This window comes from Metabacillus malikii (assembly GCF_030813355.1).
Classification (GTDB): domain Bacteria; phylum Bacillota; class Bacilli; order Bacillales; family Bacillaceae; genus Metabacillus; species Metabacillus malikii.
This window is the reverse complement of the sequence record NZ_JAUSUD010000002.1, coordinates 119,051-140,550: the sequence shown is the minus strand read 5'-3', so window position 1 is coordinate 140,550 and position 21,500 is coordinate 119,051. Positions and strand designations below refer to the sequence as shown.

The window sequence follows — 21,500 nt, the reverse complement described above, 5'->3', positions numbered from 1 at the left end:
CGATTAGTATCTGTCTATTTTATTATGCTTAAAATAGCAAGTCAATGTATAAAAATGTAGCCCACTCAATATCCTCATTTTTACAAATATCCCCTATAACAACACGGACATACTTTATTTTTGTTACTTAGATTTTATTTCATGGGTATATTAATAAGAAACTTACATATATATTCATTTAACATTATTGTGCTATGAAATTGTTTGTACTTAGCATTCCTTGAAAAAATATTCATATTTTAATCAAAAACATTACTTATTCATCTGTAAATTATGGTATCATTTCAAATTGGCACGATTAACTGAGAAACAAAAACTTCATTAATCTTGAAGTGTGATTATATGAATTGAAAAGAGGTGTGTTTTTTGGAAAAACAAACAGGATTAATGGATAAGGAATCCTTTAAAACGCTTGATTATTTGCAATTTATTATCCCATCTGTAATAGGTGTTCTATTGTTTATTGTACCTTTTTCTATAAACGGAAATTTCACAATACCTGTTGCATCATTAGCTGGATTTGTTGAAGGTTTATTAGGTGGTTCTCTGCCCTATATTGGTACATTCCTGATAACAGTATCTGCACTTTTATCATTGATTGCGAAGCTTTTTAAACCAGGTTTTATTATGGATTCTCTATTTCTCGAAAAATTGTTTAACGTCTCATGGATGTGGCAAATTTCTAGACTTCTAGGAGCGCTTTTTTCTTTGTCTGCATTATTTAAAGTTGGCGGAGCAGCAATATGGTCAGAAAACACCGGAGGATTATTACTATATGACTTAATTCCTTTATTATTTGCTGTCTTTTTATTTGCGGGATTATTTTTACCACTATTACTAGACTTTGGTCTTTTAGAATTGTGTGGCGCATTATTTACGAAGGTCATGAGACCGTTATTTAAACTCCCTGGACGTTCCTCGATTGATTGCTTAGCATCATGGTTAGGTGATGGTACGATTGGTGTATTGTTAACGAATAAACAGTATGAGGACGGCTTCTACACGAAGAAGGAAGCAGCAATTATCGGAACAACATTCTCTGTAGTGTCTATTACATTTACAATTGTAATTGTTAATTATTTGAAACTCGATCAATACTTTGCTCCATTTTATTTAACAATCGTATTAGCTGGCTTAGTTTGCGCATTGCTAATACCAAGGATTCCGCCGCTTTCGAGGAAAGCAAATACGTATATTAACGGTGAGCAGCAACAAGAAGAGTCGACTCCGCAGCATCAGTCACAATTTCAATGGGGGCTTCAGCAAGCTGTTCGCAAAGCAAAACAAAATCAAGGTTACAGCACCATTATAAAAGGTGGCTTACAAAATGTTTTCGATATGTGGCTTGGGGTACTGCCTATTGTAATGGCGATTGGTACCCTAGCACTCATAATCGCTGAATATACACCTCTGTTTACGATTATTGGATACCCATTCATCCCTCTTTTAGAATGGATGCAAATACCTGAAGCAGCTGCAGCTTCTGAAACAATGGTTGTCGGATTTGCTGATATGTTCCTACCTGCGATTATCGGTAGTGGCATCGAAAGTGAAATGACTCGATTTGTTGTAGGGTGTATTTCAATTACGCAGTTAATTTATATGTCTGAGGTTGGTGGATTGTTACTTGGGTCAAAATTACCTGTTTCCTTCCTTGACTTAGTGATAATTTTCATTCTACGAACAATTATTTCGTTACCAGTAATCGTTGTCATGGCCCATTTTATTTTTTAAGAAGGGTTTATACATCTTGACAAAAAAAGTTTTTTGTGCTATAATTTACCAAATTCATTTTTCTGTGTATAATAAGATTCTCCTGGCCAGGGGAATCTTTTTTTCGTGGGGATGATGAGATGAATAACAATAAACCTAGTGTTACTTCTTTAATGACTACTTTCGGAAGAGCCTACCATAGTCAGTTTGACAAAGAAATCGTTTTTGATGACAATATTGCAAAAGAATTTTTCTCAAACGAGGAGTATAATGAGATTCGAAATCTTTTAATAAAAGGATTTCAATATTTAGAGAGTGAACTTGTTAAAACGTTTCAAGACAATCCTAACGAGTTATTAAAGTCAATTATCCAAATACAACTTGCACCTACGACACTATCACGCTCAGCTTATTGTGAAAAAGTACTGTTAAATGAACAAAAATTAGGTATTCAACAATATCTCATCCTTGGGGCAGGTTTCGATACGTTCTGTTTTAGACATCCAGAGGCAGCAAGTAATCTACAAATTTTTGAGATCGATCATCCTGCTACACAGCACATTAAAAAGCAAAAACTAAAACGTGCAAATATAGAAATTCCTGACTATTTACATTTTGTAGAAATGGATTTTACCAGTCCAATTGCTATGAAGCCTTTAGTAGCAAAAGGTTTTAAAATGAACAAAACATTTATTAGCTTATTAGGGGTTTCATACTATTTATCGAAGGAAGATTTAGCTAGTCTACTTCGTACATTATTCGCCAAGCTGCCAACAGGGAGCTCGATCGTGTTAGATTACGCTGATGAAGGACTTTTTGAGGTAAAAGGAAGATTTAATCGTGTTGAAAATATGGTGAAAATGGCTGCTGCTAGTGGTGAGCCCATGAAAGCGTGCTATACGTATCATGAACTTGAGCGTCTACTACAAAGTTGTGGTTTACTTATTTATGAACATTTAACGCCGGCTATGATACAGGATCTCTATTTTCATCACCGCAATGATTATTTAAGTGCGTTTGAAACGATTCATTATATTCATGCTGTAAAAAAATAAATACAATTATGTGCAGAGCTTTTCTTTTGAAAAGCTCTGCCATTTGTTATTCGCCTATATATGTTTTAAACAAGTTATAAATTCCTTCCGTTCGATTCAATAACCTCTTTATACCATACGAACGATTTTTTCTTTTTACGTTGCAATGTACCGCTTCCATCATCATGACGATCTACATAAATAAAACCATATCGTTTTGACATCTCACCAGTAGACATACTTACTAAATCGATACATCCCCAAGGAGTGTATCCCATTAATTCAACGCCATCTTCAATCGCTTCTCCCATTGCTGTAATATGATTTCGTAAATAGTCAATCCGATATTCGTCGTTTATCGTTCCATCTTCTTCGACTTTATCCTTTGCACCTAGGCCATTTTCAACGATAAAGAGTGGCACTCTGTATCTGTCATACAGCTCATTTAATGAAATCCGTAAACCTACTGGGTCAATTGACCAACCCCAATCACTTGCTTGTAGGAAAGGATTGACTACACCACCTAATATATTGCCCTGACCCATCTCTTCTGGTTTCTTTTCAATTTTTTCAGTTCGTGACATGTAGTAGCTAAATCCGATATAATCGACAGTATTTTCTTTAATTAATTGTAAATCACCTTCATGAATGTCTAACTGGATATTATGTTCTTTAAAGTAGCGTTTAATATAACTAGGATATTCTCCACGAACTTGTACATCACTACAAAAGTAGTTAAAAAGCTGTGCTTCTTTTAAAGCGTATAAAACATTGTCAGGATTTGAATCATATGAATACACAGGTGCATATAAAATCATGCAGCCTATCTTCGCTTCAGGGATAAGTTCGCGACAAAGCTTGACCGCCATACTGCTTGCTAAAAATTGATGGTGATATGCTTGAAATGTTGGCTGATACTTATCAGCCTCTTCATGAATCGCAAACCCGAGGCCCATAATCGGGAATTCTAAGCCGCTATTAATTTCATTAAATGTCATCCAATACTTCACTTTCGTCTTATAACGATGCAAGATTGCTTGCACGTAACGTTCAAAAAAGTGAACAACTTCACGACTTCTCCACCCACCAAATTCTCTTACAAGATTGACAGGCATTTCATAGTGCGAAATCGTTACTACTGGTTCAATTCCATATCGATGAAGTTCGTCAAAGACACGGTCATAAAATGCTAACCCTTCTTCATTCGGTTCCAGTTCTGTACCTTCAGGGAATATCCTCGTCCAAGCAATTGACATGCGAAAAACTTTAAAGCCCAATTCTGCAAATAAGGCGATATCCTCTTTATATTTGTGATAAAAGTCAATACCCTCGTGATTCGGATAAAATTTCCCATCTTCAATTTCAAATTTAAAGCCAGGAGTTTGTAAAATATTTAATCTTTCTTTCCCACCTGGAAGGACATCAGCAATGTTCAAGCCTTTATTCCCTTCTTTAAAACCACCTTCCATTTGATTCGCAGCTGTTGCTCCACCCCATAAGAATCCTTTAGGAAATTGATATGTCTTCATGTGTAAACCTCCAATTAATCATACATTTTTCTATTATGTGCATACAAACATTGATTATAATCGGCGTTATTAAAATCATAGAGGTAAATAATCAGAACGTAAATGCTCAAGAAGAATCTAGTAGCTATTAACAGAGGTGGTTACTTGTTTCATCAATGTAACATCATGTATCATATAATCATTCGTTCGGCTAAAAAAGGAGACAATCACTTACTATGTTTACACCTGAAATTATTTCCTCATTTAACGAGCTAGAAACATCATTATATAATTACATCATCCATAATATCGAAAAAGTGCCTTATATGAGAATTCGTGAGTTAGCAGACGAAACACATGTATCTACAGCAACAATTCTACGATTCTGTCGCAAGATAAATTGCGCGGGATTCACAGAATTTAAAGTGATGTTAAAAATGCAGCTCCATGAAAAAAATAAGACAAGCATAAAAAGTACAAATCATTCCGTTGTAGAATTTTTTGAGAGGACATTAAGTGGAGATATTGAAGGCAAAATCAAGCACGCTGCAACGACTATTTTTTCGGCTGAAAGTGTCATCTTCATCGGCATCGGCAGTTCTGGTATTCTAGCTGAGTATGGAGCCAGATACTTTTCAAGCCTAGGTAAATTTTCAATGTATATTAAAGATCCGCACTTTCCAATCCATTCTCATTTAATGATTAATAGTGTAACAATTGCTTTATCTGTTTCTGGAGAGAATCCTTTTACAGTCACACATCTTCATCAATTGAAGAAGGAAGGCAGCCAAATTATCAGCATAACAAATCAAGGGCTTTCCACTATTGCAAAAATCTCAGACGTTAACATTCCTTATTATGTAACCGAAGAATTTTATGAAAAAGCTAATATAACAACACAAGTACCTGTGGTCTATATTTTAGAATCAATCGCACGAGAACTTTACAAGCTACAACAAGAAATCATATATAAAAATAAATAGAATTATTGCTTTATAATCGGAAAATTTAAGTTTGTGATATAAATCACAAACTTAGACATAATGATTCATGTATAATGAATGTGTACTTATTGAAACATACATCGGAGTGATCATAATATGGAAAAAGATGCCCTAGTTTTAGTTGAGGAACTTGCATTTAAAAAACAAAAAACTTTTAGACAAAGCCCTTTTCGCTATTTACTACGTGCTATGCTTGCAAGTATGTTTATCGGGTTTGGGGTTATCGTAGCATTTAAAGCAGGTAACTTCTTTTACTTAGAACAATCTCCATTTGCATATCCAATCGCAGCTGTTACATTTGGGGCTGCAATTATCCTTATTGTATATGGCGGTGGTGATTTATTTACAGGGAATACTTTTTATTTTTCTTATACAGCATTCCGAAAAAAAATGGGCTGGCTTGAAGTATTAAAGCTTTGGTTAACCAGCTATTTTGGAAATATATTAGGCGCTGCCTTTTTCGCATTTTTTATCTATTCAACTGGGCTATTCTCAGACCCATCTGCAAACACATTCCTTTTAAAAGTGGCAGATGCCAAAGTCCATTTGTCAACATCTGAATTGTTTTTCAGAGGGATTTTATGTAACTGGCTTGTTTGTTTAGCATTTTTCGTTCCAATGAGACTCCAAGGGGACGGTGCTAAATTGTTTACAATGATTCTTTTTGTGTTTTGTTTCTTTATCTCTGGATACGAGCATAGTATCGCTAATATGTGTACTTTCGCAATTGCCCTTGTGTCAAACCCACCAGATACATTCACAGTAGCTGGTATCATTCATAATTTAATTCCTGTTACACTTGGTAATTTAATTGGTGGAGGAATTTTAATGGGGTGGATGTACTATTATGTTAATAAGCCTAACTTCGATGACAATTAAAATATGATGCTAAGTGTCTGACCCCTCCTGCAGCATGAAAATAGCTATGATGCATTAGAGGGGTCTGACTTTTTATTTTTTTATTTCATTTTTCTTTTATTATATCCTTTGAGATCATATGGCTGAAAATGTTCCAACCACTTCGTTTCTAGCTTTTCAAGTTCCTTTTTTTCATCGTACAAACTATCTTCCTTCTTTTTAAGCTTCTCTAGCACTGTTATCTCAAAACTATCTGAACCATATGTTTTCCAATCATTTTGTAGCTCTTTTACAACATATACACCTGTTTCCAATGAAAATTTTACGCCATTTAATGTTTTGATATTTCTTGTACTTGCAATAAATCTCTTCCCATTTATTTTGTTGTGTATTTGATAAACCCCTGCAACAACAGGTGTTTCTTTATAGAGTCGTTTTATTTCCTTCCTTTGTTCCATTATCTTCCCTGCTTCCTGTCTATTTTCGTAACCAATATTGACTACCATCCTGCTTACGGTCTACAAATCCATATTCAATTAGATACCTTCGAATTAACACGTAATCATCATAGAGTCGTTTTAACCTTTCGTTTAATTCTTTTTCTGTATAAGTCTTATTGTCCTCTAGACGATTAGCGATTTCTCTTAGAATGACAATTTTTTGTTTCTCTCTTGTAGGGAATTTCGTTAACTTCTCTTTATTGGTGGAAAAATATTTCGCTATGATTGAATTTTGCTCTTCGAATGTGACATTATATCGGTCATCTAACATTGTTGCTGTATGATGGGGTGGCACAAACGCTGGTGCATGTTCATCTTTTTCTTTCAATAACTCCATTAAGACTAGAAACGTTTTCGCCTGCCGTTCTTTTTCCTTTAGTGCAAAACGATGATGTCTAATCGTCGATGTGCTCCCTACCTCTAGTTCCTTTTGAATTTCTGTATCGTTCTTCCCTTGATAGAATAAACGAAGAAGCTTATTCTGGTGATCCGTTAACCCTGTGACCTTTTTATCCATGTCGATTAAATAGTCAAAAACCGATTGATGTGTTGTTTCAATATGCACCTTCATGAATCTCTCTGCTTCATAAAAAACATCTTCATGATGAAACACAAGCCCTTTTTCAAGTCTTTGCCCACAAAGCAGACAAGTATATGCATTTGCATTTTCTTTGTATCCTTGTTTCAGGTCATTAATGTCTGCATCCCAAATATTATCACTTTGTCCTAACATAGTTCACACCTTTTCTAAACATATTTTATATTCGTTTGCTATTTAATAAACATTATATATTAATGTTTGTATTTATGCAATGTATTCATTATTGTGTTCCTTTACGCATTAAAACTCTTCTCCTCTTGTCCTTGAATTGGTTTAGATTCAATCTTTTACATCCATAAATTGAATAATTGTAATAGTAAGAGTCAAAGGAAAAAAACTCTAGTAAATTAATCCATAATGTAAATAACATTACGAAAACGGTATATTACTAAGGTTTTTATCATGTATATAATTTCAAAGAGTTTAACTGGAGTTAAATACGAGAGTCATTCTTTCGGAATGCTTGGGAGAGGTTATTAGATTCAAAAGGCTTCGTTTTTGTCGTGGCCTATTCATTAGGCGGATGAAGGTGTTTTTTAAGCAAAGTCTGAACGCAAGATCTGAACGAAAATGGTCTTCATATTCCTCATGAAGAACATTTTTTTACGAGGTCTGTTCGAAAATCGTCTTCATACATCTGATGAAGACCATTTTTTTACGAGGTCTGTTCGAAAATCGTCTTCATACATCTGATGAAGACCATTTTTTTACGAGGTCTGTTCGAAAATCGCCTTCATACACCTGATGAAGAACATTTTTTTACGAGATCTGTTCGAAAATCGTCTTCATACACCTCATGAAGACCATTTTTTTACGAGGTCTGTTCGAAAATCGTCTTCATACATCTGATGAAGACCATTTTTTACGGGGACTGATCGAAAATCATCTTCATAAACCTGATGAAAAACGTCTACCACAAGCAGCGTATACAAGAAATTAGCAATGGCCATTTCCCAAGAAATCTTGATAGCCATTTGAAGAAGACAAACTCCCCCCACCAAAGGGGGAGAACCTGTTTTGAGACTTACCAGCGTATAGTCGATATTAAATTGAAGTTAGAAAATAGTAAGTACTGATTTTCCCTTGCCGATAACCTTTTGTTCCACCTCAATTGTTTCTATTTTTGAAATTGAACTTCGTGCAACTTTGCAAAGATACCATTTCTCTCGAGTAATTCATCATGACTTCCCTCCTCAGCAATCCCTTCATCTGTTACGACAACAATACGGTCTGCATTACGTATTGTTGCTAAACGATGGGCGATGACTAAGGTTGTTCGATTTTTTGAGAGCTCTGTTAATGCCTGTTGAATGATCATTTCTGTTTCAGTATCAAGAGCTGATGTCGCTTCATCTAAAATTAAGATTGGCGGATTTTTTAAAAACATCCTTGCGATTGCAATCCGTTGCTTTTGACCACCTGAAAGCTTTAAGCCTCTTTCTCCGATTTGTGTATCATAGCCATTTGGTAATGAGGCAATGACACTTTCTAAATGTGCTCTTTTCGCTGCTAATTCAATTTCTTCTTGTGTTGCATTTAAGTTTCCGTAAGCAATATTTTCGCGTAATGTACCTGTGAATAAGAAGACATCTTGCTGGACGATCCCAATTTGTGAGCGTAGGGACTCTTTCTTCATATTCCGTATGTCAATACCATCAATTGTAATTGCACCTTCACTTACATCATAAAAACGTGGTATCAATGAACAGATCGTTGTTTTTCCTGCTCCAGATGGGCCGACAAATGCTACAGTTTCACCTGCATTAATCGATAAGTCAATATTTTGCAAGACCGATTTATGATTATCGTAACCAAACGTTACACCTTCAAAGCGTATATCTCCACGAAGGGCTTTTACTTCAACAGCATCTTTTCTGTCAACAATATCTGGATCCTCGTCCATTAGCTCGGTAAATCGTTTAAATCCTGCCATTCCCTTAGGATAAAGCTCCATTAAAGCACTGATTTTTTCAATAGGCTTGAATAGGACATTTACATATAGAACAAACCCCACCAATTCACCATAAGAAAGTTGGTTTGTGTAACTTAACCATGCTCCAACTACTAGGACAGCAAGTGTAACAAAACGTGTCATCATATAAATTCCAGATAAGCTAAATGACATGACTTTATAGCCGCCAAGCTTTGCTTTCCGAAACTTCTTATTATTTGCTTGAAAGCGTTGATTTTCGAACTTTTCATTCGTAAATGATTGAACAACACGTACGCCTGAAACGCTATCTTCAACACGTGCATTTACATCAGCAATTTCACCATACATCTTTTTCCATGCACGATTCATGCGAATGTTACTATAAATCATTAACCAGCCTAAAAATGGTAGGATAATTAATGCTACGAGTGCAAGCTTTACATTGATGGTAAACATTATCCAAAATGCCCCGACAAATGTCATAATAGAAATAAATAAATCTTCTGGTCCGTGATGAGCCAACTCTCCAATGTCCATTAAATCATTGGTAATCCGACTCATAATATTTCCCGTTTTCGTATTATCAAAAAACTTAAATGATTGCTTTTGAACATGCTGAAATAGCTGTTTTCTCATATCTGTTTCAATATTGATACCGAGCATATGGCCCCAATAATTGACGATATATTGTAAAAGTGTACTTAGAATATACACAATTAGCAGAGCAACACTAACCGTGACAATCATCGACCAATTTTCAGTCGGCAAGAGTGAATCAATAAACCATTGTACAGCTATCGGAAAAGCTAACTCAAATAAAGCGACAATAATCGCACTACTAAAATCAATAATAAATAGCTTTTTATGTGGTACATAAAAAGCTAAAAAAGCGCTTTAACATTTACCTTTTCTCCTTCCATTCGTTTAAGGCACATCCTCTATTGTTGTACTTTCATTATAGTAATGGATGATTGGTAAAATTACGAGATTTTATATACAGATTAGGACTACTACTCACCCGCTAAACTGCGTACGACTACAAAATAATCCAATACATATACTAAGCAACAATATGTAAGTTAATAGCCTCGTTTAAATAATTACTATATTACCAATAAATTCGAAAAGATGGTATGAAAAAGTTGTCTCCATGAAAGAACAAACGATATAATAAGAAGAATTAATCTACGATTTTGAAAGGAGCGAATAATGTGACAATATTACAAGGTTACATTGGTACATATACAAAAGGTGATAGTAAAGGAATTTATAGCTTCTCACTAGATACTAAAGCAGGTTCGTTATCTCCTGTAAAACTTGAAGCACAATTAGATAACCCTACATACGTAAATATAAGCAGTGATAATAAATATCTTTATGCAGTCGTTAAGGATGGAAGTAACGGTGGTGTTGCATCCTATGCGATTAATGATCAAACTGGTTCACTGACAGAATTAAACCGTCAAGTTTCAGAGGGGGCTTCTCCTTGCCATGTAAGTATTGATAGAAATGGTCGTCAAGTAGTTACGGCAAATTACCATCGCGGTACAGTTGAAGCATTTCTTACGAATGAAGATGGAACGGTAGAACCTGCATCCTCAATTATGCAGCATAATGGTCAAGGACCACATGAGAGACAAGAAAAGCCTCACACGCATTATGCAGGCTTTACACCTGATGAGCGCTTTGTTGTTGCTGTTGATTTAGGAATTGATAAAGTGATAACATATCATAATGATAACGGTACTTTAACAGAGGCTCACACGTTATTATTGAAGGCTGGAAGTGGACCAAGACATATTACATTCCATCCCAATGGTAAGTTTGCTTATGTGATGACAGAGCTAAGTAATGAAGTTGTTACACTAAGCTATAATGCTGAAACAGGTGTTTTCACTGAATTACAATATATTTCAACAATTCCGCAAGACTTTACAGACAACAGTCAAGGTAGTGCCATTCATATTTCCTCTGATGGAAGATTTGTCTATGCAGGAAATCGTGGTCACAACAGTATCGCAGTATTTAGTGTAAATGTGGAAAATGGGGAACTTTCTCTAGTTGAATATGTATCAACAGAAGGAGATTGGCCTAGAGACTTTTCACTTGATCCGTCTGAAAAATATGTCGTCGCTTCAAATGAACAGAGCGGTAACTTAGTTTTATTTGCTCGTGATGAAGTGACGGGTAAATTATCGGTCATTCAATCCGATATTGAAGTACCATTTCCTGTTTGTGTGAAATTTTTACATCATTAGAAGAAATGGAGGTGACTCAAATTAGTATGAGTCACCCCTTTTTCTTTACGCTTTTTTGATAGCTTCTGCAATTTGTATAGTCCGCTTTGCTTGATGCTTAACTGCTGCTTCAACGTCCTCAACCATTTTACCGTCTTGATTTACGGTTACACTTGTACCGTATGGATTGCCACCAGCATTAAATAATACTTGGTCTGTGTAACCTGGTGCAGCAACGATTGCACCCCAATGATACATTGTTGTATATAACGATAAAATAGTTGCCTCTTGTCCTCCGTGTGGGTTTTGGGCTGAAGTCATTGCACTAACCACTTTATTAACAAGCTTCCCGTTAAACCAAAGTCCACCGGTTGTATCTAAAAATGCTTTCATTTGTGATGGCATATTTCCAAATCGTGTTGGCACACTAAAAATTATTGCATCTGCCTCTTCTAAATCATTTAACGTAACCTCTGGAATATCTTTTGTTTCATCCACATGTGCTCTCCATGCAGGATTTGAATCAATCGCAGCATCAGGTGCTGTTTCTGGTACTTTTAGTATTTTTACTTCTGCACCTGATTCCTTCGCACCAGCTTCTGCCCACTTTGCTAATTGATAGTTTGTTCCTGTTGAACTATAGTAGATTACCGCTAACTTAACATTTGACATAATGAACAACTCCTTCGTATGTATAAAATATTTAAGCATCGTTAGTATTTCACTGATTAGAACATTTAGTCATCTATTTCATAATTCATTTTTATAGGCTCATTTCTAAAAGATTGTTGCTTTTAGCACAAAATTTATCATGGGTTGGTAGGAGCGGAAGTGTGAGACCCCACAGGCGTTAGCGCCGAGGAAATCGAAAACCGCAGGCGGCTTGCCCATCGACGTAAAAACTGGAGGGGCATCTACTGAGTTAAAGGAAACACGATGAGCCGTATGGCGAATCGATGATGACTTTTCGTAGGGAGATGACCTGAAGTTTGCTTGTTCGTGCAGCAAGGAGCTATCGGGCTCAGCACCCTCCCCACTATTGCTGAGTACTGTAAAGAAGACAAACCCTAACGACCACTCAGTTCAAAGCAACAATGTTTACGAATACAGCCTTTTTATAAGAATCGTAGGAATTACGAGGTTAATATTCATAAGGAGAAAGGTTATAATAATAAAGTATGACGAATTTAACTTACATCATTGAAAGGGACAATACATTTGAATGAAACAGCTAACTCGTTAGATAGTATAGTATAAAGAGAATCATTTACCTCTTTTCTAGTATTATCGCCATACTATATTTTTCAATAAATTTGTTATTAGATATTAACAATTTCATATATGAGATGATATTAACTTCATTAAGCACTTATTTTTTGATAAGTATCTTCTTGTTAAAGAAAGCTCCGTTCATCCGCATCCATGAATATATAAATATTTTATTAATATCTGTTTATCTATTTTGGAAATTCTTCACAACAATTAAAGTGGAATTTTTAGTACAATTGGATGACTCGTTAGGAGATTTCATCATTTGGATGCCTCTATTTATCATTTATCTCTTTCTCACCCTTGGAAAAAAAGCTGGCTTGTCCACTTCTTTAGTGGTTTTGTCTCTCCACTTTTTAATTGGGGTTTATTTTTATAATGACTTAACACGTATGCAAGTGGATTCAATCATACGATATTACATTGCATGCCTTATCTACATTGTTGTTGTATATACGTTTCAATACATAACAGCTGTGCATACTGAGTACCAAACAGTAAGAGAAATGGCGTATATTGACCCATTGACTAACATAGCAAATCGGAGAAAAGTCAGCATCGTATTTGACCAATACATTAACAAAGCTGCAAACAAAGAAAAAGCTCTATCTGTATTATTTTTTGATATTGATTATTTCAAGCAAATAAATGACCAATATGGGCATGATTGTGGTGATTTGGTATTGAAGGAATTCGCTTTTACCCTATCATCTAGTCTCAATAAACATGAATTTATTGGGAGGTGGGGCGGTGAAGAGTTTATAGTTTTAACTACACGTTCATTAGCTGAAGCAGTTAATTTAGCTGATCTTCTACGGGAAATAATTGTAAAAAATGACTTCCCTATTGTAAAACAAGTAACAACAAGTGTTGGTGTTGCGAGCTATGTAGCTGGAGATACAAAGGATACATTATTAAAACGGGCTGATTCAGCCTTGTATAAAGCAAAGGATATGGGGAGAAATTGTGTTGCAAAATCACTGCCATAAACAATCATGTTCTCTAAACAAGCACAACATAATAGAAAAAGGGGATAAAAATGAATAAACAAGTACATGTAATCACTAAAATTAATACAGATAAAAAAATCGTAGCATTCACTTTTGATGATGGACCAAACCCACTGTATACTAAGCAGATTTTAGATATATTTCATGAATATTCAAGCAGGGCAACCTTTTTTATGATAGGCGAGCAAATGAAGAAACATCCAGATACCGTTAAAGAGGTAGTTAATGGAGGTCATGAAATCGGCAATCATACGTTTACACATCCGATGTTAACGCAACTCAATGATGAAGAATGTTTTGAGGAAATAGCTGCAACAGAAGGCATTATTGAACAAATTACCGGAAACAAGCCCAACACATTCCGTCCACCCTATTTAGACTATAATGAGCATACTCACGCAATTGTCCAACAATTTGGATACGAAACGATCGGTGCTCTTAATATGGACGCTATGGATTGGGAACAACCCGGTGTCGAGCATATTGTTCAAAAAACTAGAAATCATATTCAGAGCGGGAGTATCATTATTTTCCACGATGGTTTTGGCGATCGGTCACAAACGGTCAAAGCCGTTCGTATTCTTGTTCACGAATTGTTAAATGAAGGCTATCAACTTGTAACAATTAGCGAGTTATTGAAAATGCAAACGAAAACAATCACTGTTTAGTGACGGCTGGGACAAAAGCATAAAAATCCTGTTGCACTCATCCTTTAAGAAGGCTTTTTCTAAAAAATTGTAGCTTTTTGCACTAACCTATTTAAGGGTTTGTTGTAGCGTAAGTGCGAGACTTCTGCGGGATGCGTGGGAGGGTGAGACGTGAGCAGGCCTTACGCTGAGGAGAACGAAAAGCGTAGGCGGCTTGCCCATCGACGTACAAACTGGAGGGGCATCGACTAAGACCAAAGGAATCACGAATGGAGAATCGATGATGACTTATCGTAGGGAGATGACCTGAAGTTTGCTTGTTCGTGCCGCAAGGAGCTATGAGGCTCACCACCCACCCCGCTACCCGTGAGTACTGTAGCGGAGACAAACCCTAAACTACAACTCAGTTAAAAGCAAAAATATTTTTTACGAAAACAGCCCTTTAAGAAAATAGATATTTATAAGTTGATAAAGTCTATTAAGGTTATGCTATAGACTAGGGAGAACTAATCATGAAGAGAAGATTATTAATTATTAGTACGTCATTTTTGATTATTTTACTTCTTTTGTTTAGTACATATAAGGTAATGAATTCGAGGACTTTTCAATTTTTTGACGGCATAACCGATAAAGTGGAAACAAATCAAAAGATTGTTGCTTTAACATTCGATGATGGCCCGACTGAAAACACAAATCAAATTCTCCCTCTTTTAAAAAAGTACAATATACAAGCGACTTTTTTTCTTATTGGCAATGAGATTGAAGAACATTCTAAAGAAGCACAGAAAATAGTAAATGCAGGTCATCAAGTAGGAAATCATACTTATTCACATAAACGTATGGTTTTTAAATCACCTTCATTTATCCAGGACGAAATAATCAAAACAGACGAACTAATTCGGAAGTTAGGCTATAAAAAGGAAATCGATTTTCGACCCCCTAATGGAAAAAAGCTAGTGGGATTACCATATTACTTATCTAAGGTTAACAAAGAAACAATCACATGGAATCTCGAACCAGATAATCATTCCAATACTACAGAAGGAAAGATAAATTATGTAATAGAGAAAGTTACTCCTGGTTCAATTATTTTATTACACCCTATGTACGATAAAACTGGCGAGGAAATAAAAGTAATTGAGGGAATTATTCAGACATTACTAGATAAAGGATATACATTTACGACTGTCGATGCACTACAAAAATTGAATGACTAATCTCATATCTATTATTCAAAAGCGTATTAGGCATTCATATGTAATTAAATCAAATAAGAAGGTTAGGGTACTTCTACTTTCCCGAACCTTCTTATTCTAATTGGTTTTTACTACTAATTTAGAGTATTCTTCATGTAATTAAGGTGAAAAATTATACGTAGTTTTTTTCAAGAGGACTTAATTTTTTTCGACCTGAGGAGTGAAAAAATAAGACAGATAGGTATCATCTCTTACAAAAGGTGAATTAAGTCTATCTGTCTCCATATATGTTGTTATTAACCTTTAACTGAACCAGCAGCCATACCTTCAACAATCTTATCACTTAAGAATAAGAAGATAAGTAAAATCGGTACAATACTGATTACTAGAGTTGCTCCGATAGCACCCCAGTCTGTTAAATACTGTCCTACGAAATTGTTAATCCCAACAGTTAGTGTTTTCCATTTATCAGAACTAATAAATGTATTTACAAATACAAATTCGTTCCAGTTATAAATCATGTTAATAATCGCTGTTGTTGAAATAACCGGCACAGTCATTGGAAGCGTGATTTGGAAGAATATACGGTGTACTGAACATCCATCCATAACAGCTGCTTCTTCAATTTCTCGTGGGAACGTTTGATAGAACCCTAATAGAATCATAATTGTTAACGGTAAATTAAATGCTGTATATGATAATACAATAGAAATTGGGCTGTCGATTAAATTTGTACTATTATACATTTTAAATAGCGGAATAATTGTTGAATGTAATGGAATCATGTAAGCAACTAAGAATAATCCAAGAACTACCCCACTAAATTTCCAATGCATTCTTGTTACTGCGAATGTAACAAAGCTTGCAAGAATGATTGTTAATACAACTGAGATTACTGTAATCCAAACACTGTTAAAAAAGTAAACCCCAATATTACCTGAAGTCCAGGCTTTTGTATAGTTCCCCCATTGCGGATCTTGCGGTAGGGCAAATGGAGACAAGCCAAACACTTCTTTATTTGTTTTTAAAGAGAAGAATAACAGCCAAACTAATGGGTAGATTTGAATAACTGCAAATCCCCCTAATATAAGATAAAGAAATCCAAATCCGATTCTGTTCAAGGAAGACTTCTTCTCTCTTTCGGGTACGGAATGTTTGTTTGTCTCTTGTGTTTTAACCTTACTCATCTTGTTCACTCCCCCTTAATATTGAACATCTTCTTTAGATTTCGTTAATTTCGTAGTTAACCAAGTCATCACTAAACAGATAACTAATAAACCAAAACCAATCGCACTACCATAACCAAAGTTGTTTAATTTAAACGCTTCTTTATACATATAAGAGGCAATAACTTCACTAGCTCCGTTAGGTCCTCCACCAGTCATTACATAAATCAAATCAAAATATTTCAATGATCCAACAACTGCAAGCATAATTGTTACTTTAAAAACTCCTGAAATAAGTGGTAATTTTATTTTGAACGCGATTTGTACGGGATTTGCCCCATCAATTTTTGCTGCTTCAATTACTTCATTTGGTACATTTTTTAATGCTGCATAATAAATTAGAATATAAAAACCTGCGTATTGCCAAATAATCGGAATGAAAATTGCAAATAATGCAATTTCAGGATCTGCTAACCAAACAGGTAAATTTTCTGCTCCAAAAAATTCAAGAACTTTATTAGCCATACCATTTGTCGGGTCAAAAATCTTCATCCAAAGCTGTGCAATGGCAACAGAAGATAAAAGCATTGGAATGAGATAAATCTTTCGTAATAAATCTGCACCCTTAATATTACTTACTAATACAAGTGAAATAGCTAGGTATAACAATAAGCTGGCAGTTGAGAATATTGCTAAAAGGAATGAATGCCATGTACTTGTCCAGAAGTAAGAGTCCTTAATTAATGTTGCGTAGTTTTCTAACCCAATAAACGTCATTTGACCAATGCCGTCCCAGTCCATTAGACCATAGTAACCTGATAATACAATTGGGATATAGATAATTACTAGAATGAGAAGTAAAGCAGGAAGTGTATAAAGGGCAATAACTGATTTGTTGGACATCACATTTTTCATAGTGGTTTAGTCCCTTCCTTTCTATATAGAAGAGGGCATATTATATGCTATGCCCTCTTCCTAAGCAATGATTATTTCTCTGCAGCAAGAGCTTCTTCTTGCGTTTTTGTAAAGTCTTTTGCATTTGTTTGTCCACCAAATAGTGCTTGAATTTGGTTTAAGTGAACATCCGCTACACCAGCTGACATTTGAACGTCTGCATAAAGTGTTAAGTTAGTTGCATTTCCTAAGTCGTTAAGAATATCAATATACATTTGGTCAAGGTCGCCTTTTGATGTATCTACAACAGTTGCAGGAATTACACCAGCATCAACAACAGAACGCTTGCCCCACTCTTCAACTAAGTAAGCAACAAAGTCTTTTGCTTCTTCTTTAACTTTAGAGTTTTCAGAAACGAATAAACCAACGCCAGGTCCACCTACAAAACTGTCAATGTTACCTTTTCCACCCTCGTAAGTAGGGAACTTGAAGTAACCGACTTTGTCTTTAAATTCTTGTTCAACGTCAGGACTAGTTGTGTAGTTTGGTAATTCCCAAGTTGCCATTAAGTACATAGCAGCTTGTTCATTCATAAAGTAACCTTTTGCTTCATCGTTAGATAAGCCGTTAAATCCTTTTACAAACGCATCCATTTCAACAAGTTTTTCGATTTCCTCAGCAGCTTTTACTAATGATGGGTCTTCAAAGCTACCAGTACGATTAATCGCATTATTTAATGCTTCAGGACCACCGATGCGGTCTGCAAGGTACATGTACCACATTGAACCTGTCCAACGGTCTTTGTTACCTAATGTGATTGGAGTAACACCATTTTTAGCTAATGTTTCTACAACATTTAAGAATTCATCATATGTTTTTGGTACTTCTAGATTGTTCTTTTCAAAAATTTCTTTATTGTAATAAACAGGTGTAATGTTTAATTCTAAAGGTAACGCATATGTTTGATCCTCAACTGAGAATGCATCAAGAGTTCCAGCAACGAATTGGTCTTCTTTAATGATGTCATTTAAAGGTGCAAACATGTTTCCTTCAACGAATGGTTGCATATAACCAGCTGCCCAAGTAATCCCTACATCTGGTAATTCATTAGAAGCAGATAATACTTTAACTTTCTCTTTATATTGCTCATTACCAAGAATTTCTGTTTGAATATCAACATCTGGATTTTCTTTTTCATAAGAAGTAATGATGTCATCAACGATAGAGAATTGTGCATTTGAACTACCTTCTGGCCATAAATGCATCATATTAACTACTGTTTTATCTCCACTTGACTTACCAGAACCCGAATCTGAGCCTTTAGTTTCATCAGATGATGAACATCCCCCTAAAACTAGTCCGCCAACTAATGCAAAAGACATTAAAGCGGAAAACGTTTTCTTTTTCATCTTGTAAAACCCCCTAATTTGTTTTTATATAACTTCCTTACGAGATAAAGTATATCACTGGAAGCGCAACCAAAATAGGCATCTATGATTGGGAAAAATACCACTTTTTTTAGAAAGCACTTACATTTGTTTATTATTAGGTTATTCATCCTATATATAGAAAAGTATGTAGTCTATTTGAGGTGATTCTTTCAGAGGTACTTGCAAATGTTCAGTGCAGAATTTCAGTAAGAGGGTGCCTCAAAAACGTAGACAGATTCATCAAATACAACACAATTATATGAAAAGTTAATCATGTCTTTTAAATACAGCGGTTGGTCAAGTTGTTTTGAAGCACCCATTATTATGATTGTTTCAGTATATGTATTTTACTATACGACTCTCTAAGCAGGATTCAGAGCAGGTGCTTCAATCAACTAGTGCATGAATAAAAACAAGATATTTAACATATCCCTTGTAATATGAAATTATATTACCCAATTCTATATTCTATAAACCCTTTGTAAAGATTTCTATTCTCCCATTTCCTTTATGATAAAACCCTATAAACCGAATGAATGAATGTATCGTTCATTTCATGAATGAAAACGTATGTAACATTATTAGAAGCATTCCCCCAAATTCTTCTAATTTCGAAAAATAATAACCAATTAGCTTAAGTTCAGAATTATCTCATCATGATTCTCTTTTAGACACCGGAGTATGCCATAAAACCACCATCGACAGGAACGCTTATACCTGTTACGAAACTACTTGTTGTGTCATCTGCCAACCAAAGTAACGTCCCTAATAAATCATCAGGTTTGCCTAATCTTCTCATTGGTGTGTGTGCTAATATCTTCTCTGTTCTTTCCGTATTCGTACCATCTCCATTTTTAAGGAGCTGTTCATTTTGCTTTGTTAAAAAGAAGCCAGGTGCTATTGCGTTAACACGAATACCTGTTTCAGCCATGTGCACTGCAAGCCATTTTGTAAAATTTTCAATTCCCGCCTTAGCTGCACTGTACGCAGGTACCTTTGTCATAGGACTAGGAGCGCTCATTGAGGAGATGTTAATAACAGTTCCAGTCTTACCGACCATTCTTTTCATAAAAATTTGTGTTGGAATAAGAGTACCAATAATGTTTAAGTTAAAAACAAACTGGAATCCCTCTGTTGTTAAATCAAAAAAAGTCGACATGTCCCCTTCTAAATCATTTAATGAAAAGGTTTCATTTGTCGTGATTCCTTTCGGATGATTCCCACCTGCACCATTGATTAACAAGTCACATGGGCCATACTTTCCAAATACTAGTTCATCGGCTTTTGCAACACTTTCCTTATCAAGGACATTACATTCAACAGCTAATGCATCTCCACCATTTTCCTTTATCTCATTAGCGACTGCCTCTGCCTTTTCGTAAGTTCGATTTAAGACAGCTACTTTCATTCCCTGTCTTGCAAGTTCTTTTGCCATACAACCGCATAATACACCACCGCCACCTGTTACGACTGCTACTTTACCTTCTAACGCTTTATGTATTGGTACCATCATTCAACCCCCACTTTATTCCTACTTAACGTAAGATTTTGTATCACATTATTACAACGCTTACATTTTAGGTTATTAGTTTGATACTTATCTCATGAAATGCCGTATTTTACTATCATGTTAATGACATAGAATCACCCTATCGGACAGAAATGGATGACTCTTACATATGCCGTATAAAAAAGGGAAAGATTACGCGTTCAAGTCTCTCCCTTTCATAAAGCCTTATTTGAAATAAGTTGGATAACACTCTTTAAGATAGTCCTGCTCGATGACAACTAATTGTAAATGCTCAGACATGACTTCTTCTGCTTTATTAGCTTCTTTTTGTTTGATTAATTCTAATATACTTTTATGTTGTGATAAGATAACCGACCAATCTAATGGTGATGTTAAGCGTAGCATACGTAATCGATTAAAGTGCGTATTCATTTGTCGAACCATTTCCCAAGTACGTTTTTTGTCACATCCAAAGAAAATAATTCGATGAAATTCATCATCTAATTCAAATTGTTTTAAGTAATTGCCTCTTTCAACGAGTTTTTCTTGGAGAACAAGGTTTGTTTCCAACTGAAAAATATCTTCTTCAGATAATAACTCACATGCTAATCGAACAATTGCTTTTTCAATATTTTCACGGACAAATCTTGACTCTTCCACATGTGCTAAATCGATCCTTGAGACTACTGTTCCTTTTTGTGGATAAATTTCGAGCAGTCCCTCTTGTGATAATTGTAAAAACGATTCCCGAACAGGTGTACGACTCACCTTTAATTGCTCAGCAATTTCTTTTTCAGACATTTTAACTCCAGGCTCTAATTCTAACTTGAAAATTTTTTCTCTTAATGTCTGATAAATAAATTGTTTTGTTGAACCATTATTACGGTTTCCGCTTGCTGTAAACTCCAATCATACTCACCTCACTTCACTTCAATAGTAATACCCATATACTAGTATGGTACCTATCAGTCTATTATAGTGAATATTTGT

At 35.2% G+C, this 21,500-nt stretch carries 17 protein-coding genes and 1 pseudogene; 8 read left to right on the top strand and 10 right to left on the bottom strand.

Features of this window, described 5'->3' with window-relative positions:
• The first annotated feature begins 387 nt into the window (after window positions 1–387).
• Together J2S19_RS02930 and J2S19_RS02925 are read left to right on the top strand one after the other, a co-directional pair.
• The gene (locus tag J2S19_RS02930) at window positions 388–1,734 is read left to right on the top strand and encodes a YjiH family protein (RefSeq protein WP_307337508.1); all 1,347 of its coding nucleotides are present in this window, start codon (window positions 388–390) and stop codon (window positions 1,732–1,734) included.
• A 119-nt stretch (window positions 1,735–1,853) separates the two neighbouring features.
• Window positions 1,854–2,768, top strand: a complete 915-nt coding sequence (locus tag J2S19_RS02925; RefSeq protein ID WP_307336965.1) for a class I SAM-dependent methyltransferase — start codon at window positions 1,854–1,856, stop codon at window positions 2,766–2,768.
• A gap of 74 nt (window positions 2,769–2,842) precedes the next feature.
• Here the strand turns inward: J2S19_RS02925 and J2S19_RS02920 are convergent, their stop codons facing one another.
• On the bottom strand, window positions 2,843–4,276 hold the full coding sequence (locus J2S19_RS02920) for a glycoside hydrolase family 1 protein (RefSeq protein ID WP_307336962.1): 1,434 nt from the start codon (window positions 4,274–4,276) through the stop codon (window positions 2,843–2,845).
• 215 nt (window positions 4,277–4,491) lie between these two features.
• Between J2S19_RS02920 and J2S19_RS02915 the strand changes: the two genes are divergently transcribed.
• Both J2S19_RS02915 and J2S19_RS02910 read left to right on the top strand, forming a co-directional pair.
• Complete coding sequence (locus J2S19_RS02915) at window positions 4,492–5,238, top strand: MurR/RpiR family transcriptional regulator (RefSeq protein ID WP_307336959.1); 747 nt, start codon at window positions 4,492–4,494, stop codon at window positions 5,236–5,238.
• Window positions 5,239–5,355: 117 nt separating this feature from the next.
• Window positions 5,356–6,138 carry a formate/nitrite transporter family protein gene (locus J2S19_RS02910; protein ID WP_307336957.1) on the top strand — a complete coding sequence of 261 codons (783 nt, stop codon included), beginning with the start codon at window positions 5,356–5,358 and terminating at the stop codon, window positions 6,136–6,138.
• 80 nt (window positions 6,139–6,218) lie between these two features.
• On the opposite strand, the gene J2S19_RS02905 is transcribed toward J2S19_RS02910, so the two are convergent.
• The 3 genes and pseudogenes from J2S19_RS02905 to J2S19_RS02895 form a co-directional block, all read right to left on the bottom strand.
• On the bottom strand, window positions 6,219–6,575 hold the full coding sequence (locus J2S19_RS02905; protein WP_307336953.1) for a GIY-YIG nuclease family protein: 357 nt from the start codon (window positions 6,573–6,575) through the stop codon (window positions 6,219–6,221).
• 19 nt (window positions 6,576–6,594) lie between these two features.
• Window positions 6,595–7,350, bottom strand: coding sequence for a DUF2087 domain-containing protein (locus J2S19_RS02900; protein WP_307336950.1), 756 nt, complete (start codon window positions 7,348–7,350; stop codon window positions 6,595–6,597).
• 985 nt (window positions 7,351–8,335) lie between these two features.
• Window positions 8,336–10,052 (bottom strand): annotated as a pseudogene (locus J2S19_RS02895) (ABC transporter ATP-binding protein).
• A gap of 310 nt (window positions 10,053–10,362) precedes the next feature.
• Between J2S19_RS02895 and J2S19_RS02890 the strand changes: the two are divergent.
• Complete coding sequence (locus J2S19_RS02890) at window positions 10,363–11,409, top strand: lactonase family protein (RefSeq protein ID WP_307336947.1); 1,047 nt, start codon at window positions 10,363–10,365, stop codon at window positions 11,407–11,409.
• Between the two features lie 45 nt (window positions 11,410–11,454).
• On the opposite strand, the gene wrbA is transcribed toward J2S19_RS02890, so the two are convergent.
• Complete coding sequence (gene wrbA, locus J2S19_RS02885; protein WP_307336944.1) at window positions 11,455–12,060, bottom strand: NAD(P)H:quinone oxidoreductase; 606 nt, start codon at window positions 12,058–12,060, stop codon at window positions 11,455–11,457.
• Window positions 12,061–12,779: 719 nt separating this feature from the next.
• Between wrbA and J2S19_RS02880 the strand changes: the two genes are divergently transcribed.
• The 3 genes from J2S19_RS02880 to J2S19_RS02870 all read left to right on the top strand — a co-directional run bounded on the left by J2S19_RS02880 (window position 12,780) and on the right by J2S19_RS02870 (window position 15,531).
• Window positions 12,780–13,646, top strand: a complete 867-nt coding sequence (locus J2S19_RS02880) for a GGDEF domain-containing protein (RefSeq protein ID WP_307336941.1) — start codon at window positions 12,780–12,782, stop codon at window positions 13,644–13,646.
• Between the two features lie 50 nt (window positions 13,647–13,696).
• Complete coding sequence (locus J2S19_RS02875) at window positions 13,697–14,335, top strand: polysaccharide deacetylase family protein (protein ID WP_307336939.1); 639 nt, start codon at window positions 13,697–13,699, stop codon at window positions 14,333–14,335.
• Between the two features lie 491 nt (window positions 14,336–14,826).
• The gene (locus J2S19_RS02870; protein ID WP_307336937.1) at window positions 14,827–15,531 is read left to right on the top strand and encodes a polysaccharide deacetylase family protein; all 705 of its coding nucleotides are present in this window, start codon (window positions 14,827–14,829) and stop codon (window positions 15,529–15,531) included.
• Between the two features lie 275 nt (window positions 15,532–15,806).
• On the opposite strand, the gene J2S19_RS02865 is transcribed toward J2S19_RS02870, so the two are convergent.
• The 5 genes from J2S19_RS02865 to J2S19_RS02845 form a co-directional block, all read right to left on the bottom strand.
• Window positions 15,807–16,697, bottom strand: a complete 891-nt coding sequence (locus tag J2S19_RS02865) for a carbohydrate ABC transporter permease (protein WP_307336934.1) — start codon at window positions 16,695–16,697, stop codon at window positions 15,807–15,809.
• 15 nt (window positions 16,698–16,712) lie between these two features.
• Complete coding sequence (locus tag J2S19_RS02860; RefSeq protein ID WP_307336931.1) at window positions 16,713–17,591, bottom strand: carbohydrate ABC transporter permease; 879 nt, start codon at window positions 17,589–17,591, stop codon at window positions 16,713–16,715.
• 71 nt (window positions 17,592–17,662) lie between these two features.
• Entirely contained in the window at window positions 17,663–18,979 is a 1,317-nt protein-coding gene (locus J2S19_RS02855; RefSeq protein ID WP_307336928.1) for an extracellular solute-binding protein, read from the bottom strand.
• Between the two features lie 688 nt (window positions 18,980–19,667).
• Window positions 19,668–20,510, bottom strand: coding sequence for an SDR family oxidoreductase (locus J2S19_RS02850; protein ID WP_307336924.1), 843 nt, complete (start codon window positions 20,508–20,510; stop codon window positions 19,668–19,670).
• A 225-nt stretch (window positions 20,511–20,735) separates the two neighbouring features.
• Window positions 20,736–21,419: a GntR family transcriptional regulator gene (locus J2S19_RS02845; protein WP_307336921.1), complete on the bottom strand. Its 684-nt coding sequence runs from the start codon at window positions 21,417–21,419 to the stop codon at window positions 20,736–20,738.
• Between the last annotated feature and the right edge of the window lie 81 nt (window positions 21,420–21,500).

Excerpts from the sequence above, each read along its gene's own strand:
- J2S19_RS02855 (WP_307336928.1), bottom strand. The coding sequence starts at position 18,979 with ATGAAAAAGAAAACGTTTTCCGCTTTAATGTCTTTTGCATTAGTTGGC.
- J2S19_RS02920 (WP_307336962.1), bottom strand. The coding sequence starts at position 4,276 with ATGAAGACATATCAATTTCCTAAAGGATTCTTATGGGGTGGAGCAACA.
- J2S19_RS02860 (WP_307336931.1), bottom strand. The coding sequence starts at position 17,591 with ATGAAAAATGTGATGTCCAACAAATCAGTTATTGCCCTTTATACACTT.
- J2S19_RS02875 (WP_307336939.1), top strand. The coding sequence starts at position 13,697 with ATGAATAAACAAGTACATGTAATCACTAAAATTAATACAGATAAAAAA.
- J2S19_RS02915 (WP_307336959.1), top strand. The coding sequence starts at position 4,492 with ATGTTTACACCTGAAATTATTTCCTCATTTAACGAGCTAGAAACATCA.
- J2S19_RS02930 (WP_307337508.1), top strand. The coding sequence starts at position 388 with ATGGATAAGGAATCCTTTAAAACGCTTGATTATTTGCAATTTATTATC.
- J2S19_RS02865 (WP_307336934.1), bottom strand. The coding sequence starts at position 16,697 with ATGAGTAAGGTTAAAACACAAGAGACAAACAAACATTCCGTACCCGAA.
- J2S19_RS02870 (WP_307336937.1), top strand. The coding sequence starts at position 14,827 with ATGAAGAGAAGATTATTAATTATTAGTACGTCATTTTTGATTATTTTA.
- J2S19_RS02910 (WP_307336957.1), top strand. The coding sequence starts at position 5,356 with ATGGAAAAAGATGCCCTAGTTTTAGTTGAGGAACTTGCATTTAAAAAA.
- J2S19_RS02905 (WP_307336953.1), bottom strand. The coding sequence starts at position 6,575 with ATGGAACAAAGGAAGGAAATAAAACGACTCTATAAAGAAACACCTGTT.
- J2S19_RS02850 (WP_307336924.1), bottom strand. The coding sequence starts at position 20,510 with ATGGTACCAATACATAAAGCGTTAGAAGGTAAAGTAGCAGTCGTAACA.
- wrbA (WP_307336944.1), bottom strand. The coding sequence starts at position 12,060 with ATGTCAAATGTTAAGTTAGCGGTAATCTACTATAGTTCAACAGGAACA.
- J2S19_RS02925 (WP_307336965.1), top strand. The coding sequence starts at position 1,854 with ATGAATAACAATAAACCTAGTGTTACTTCTTTAATGACTACTTTCGGA.
- J2S19_RS02900 (WP_307336950.1), bottom strand. The coding sequence starts at position 7,350 with ATGTTAGGACAAAGTGATAATATTTGGGATGCAGACATTAATGACCTG.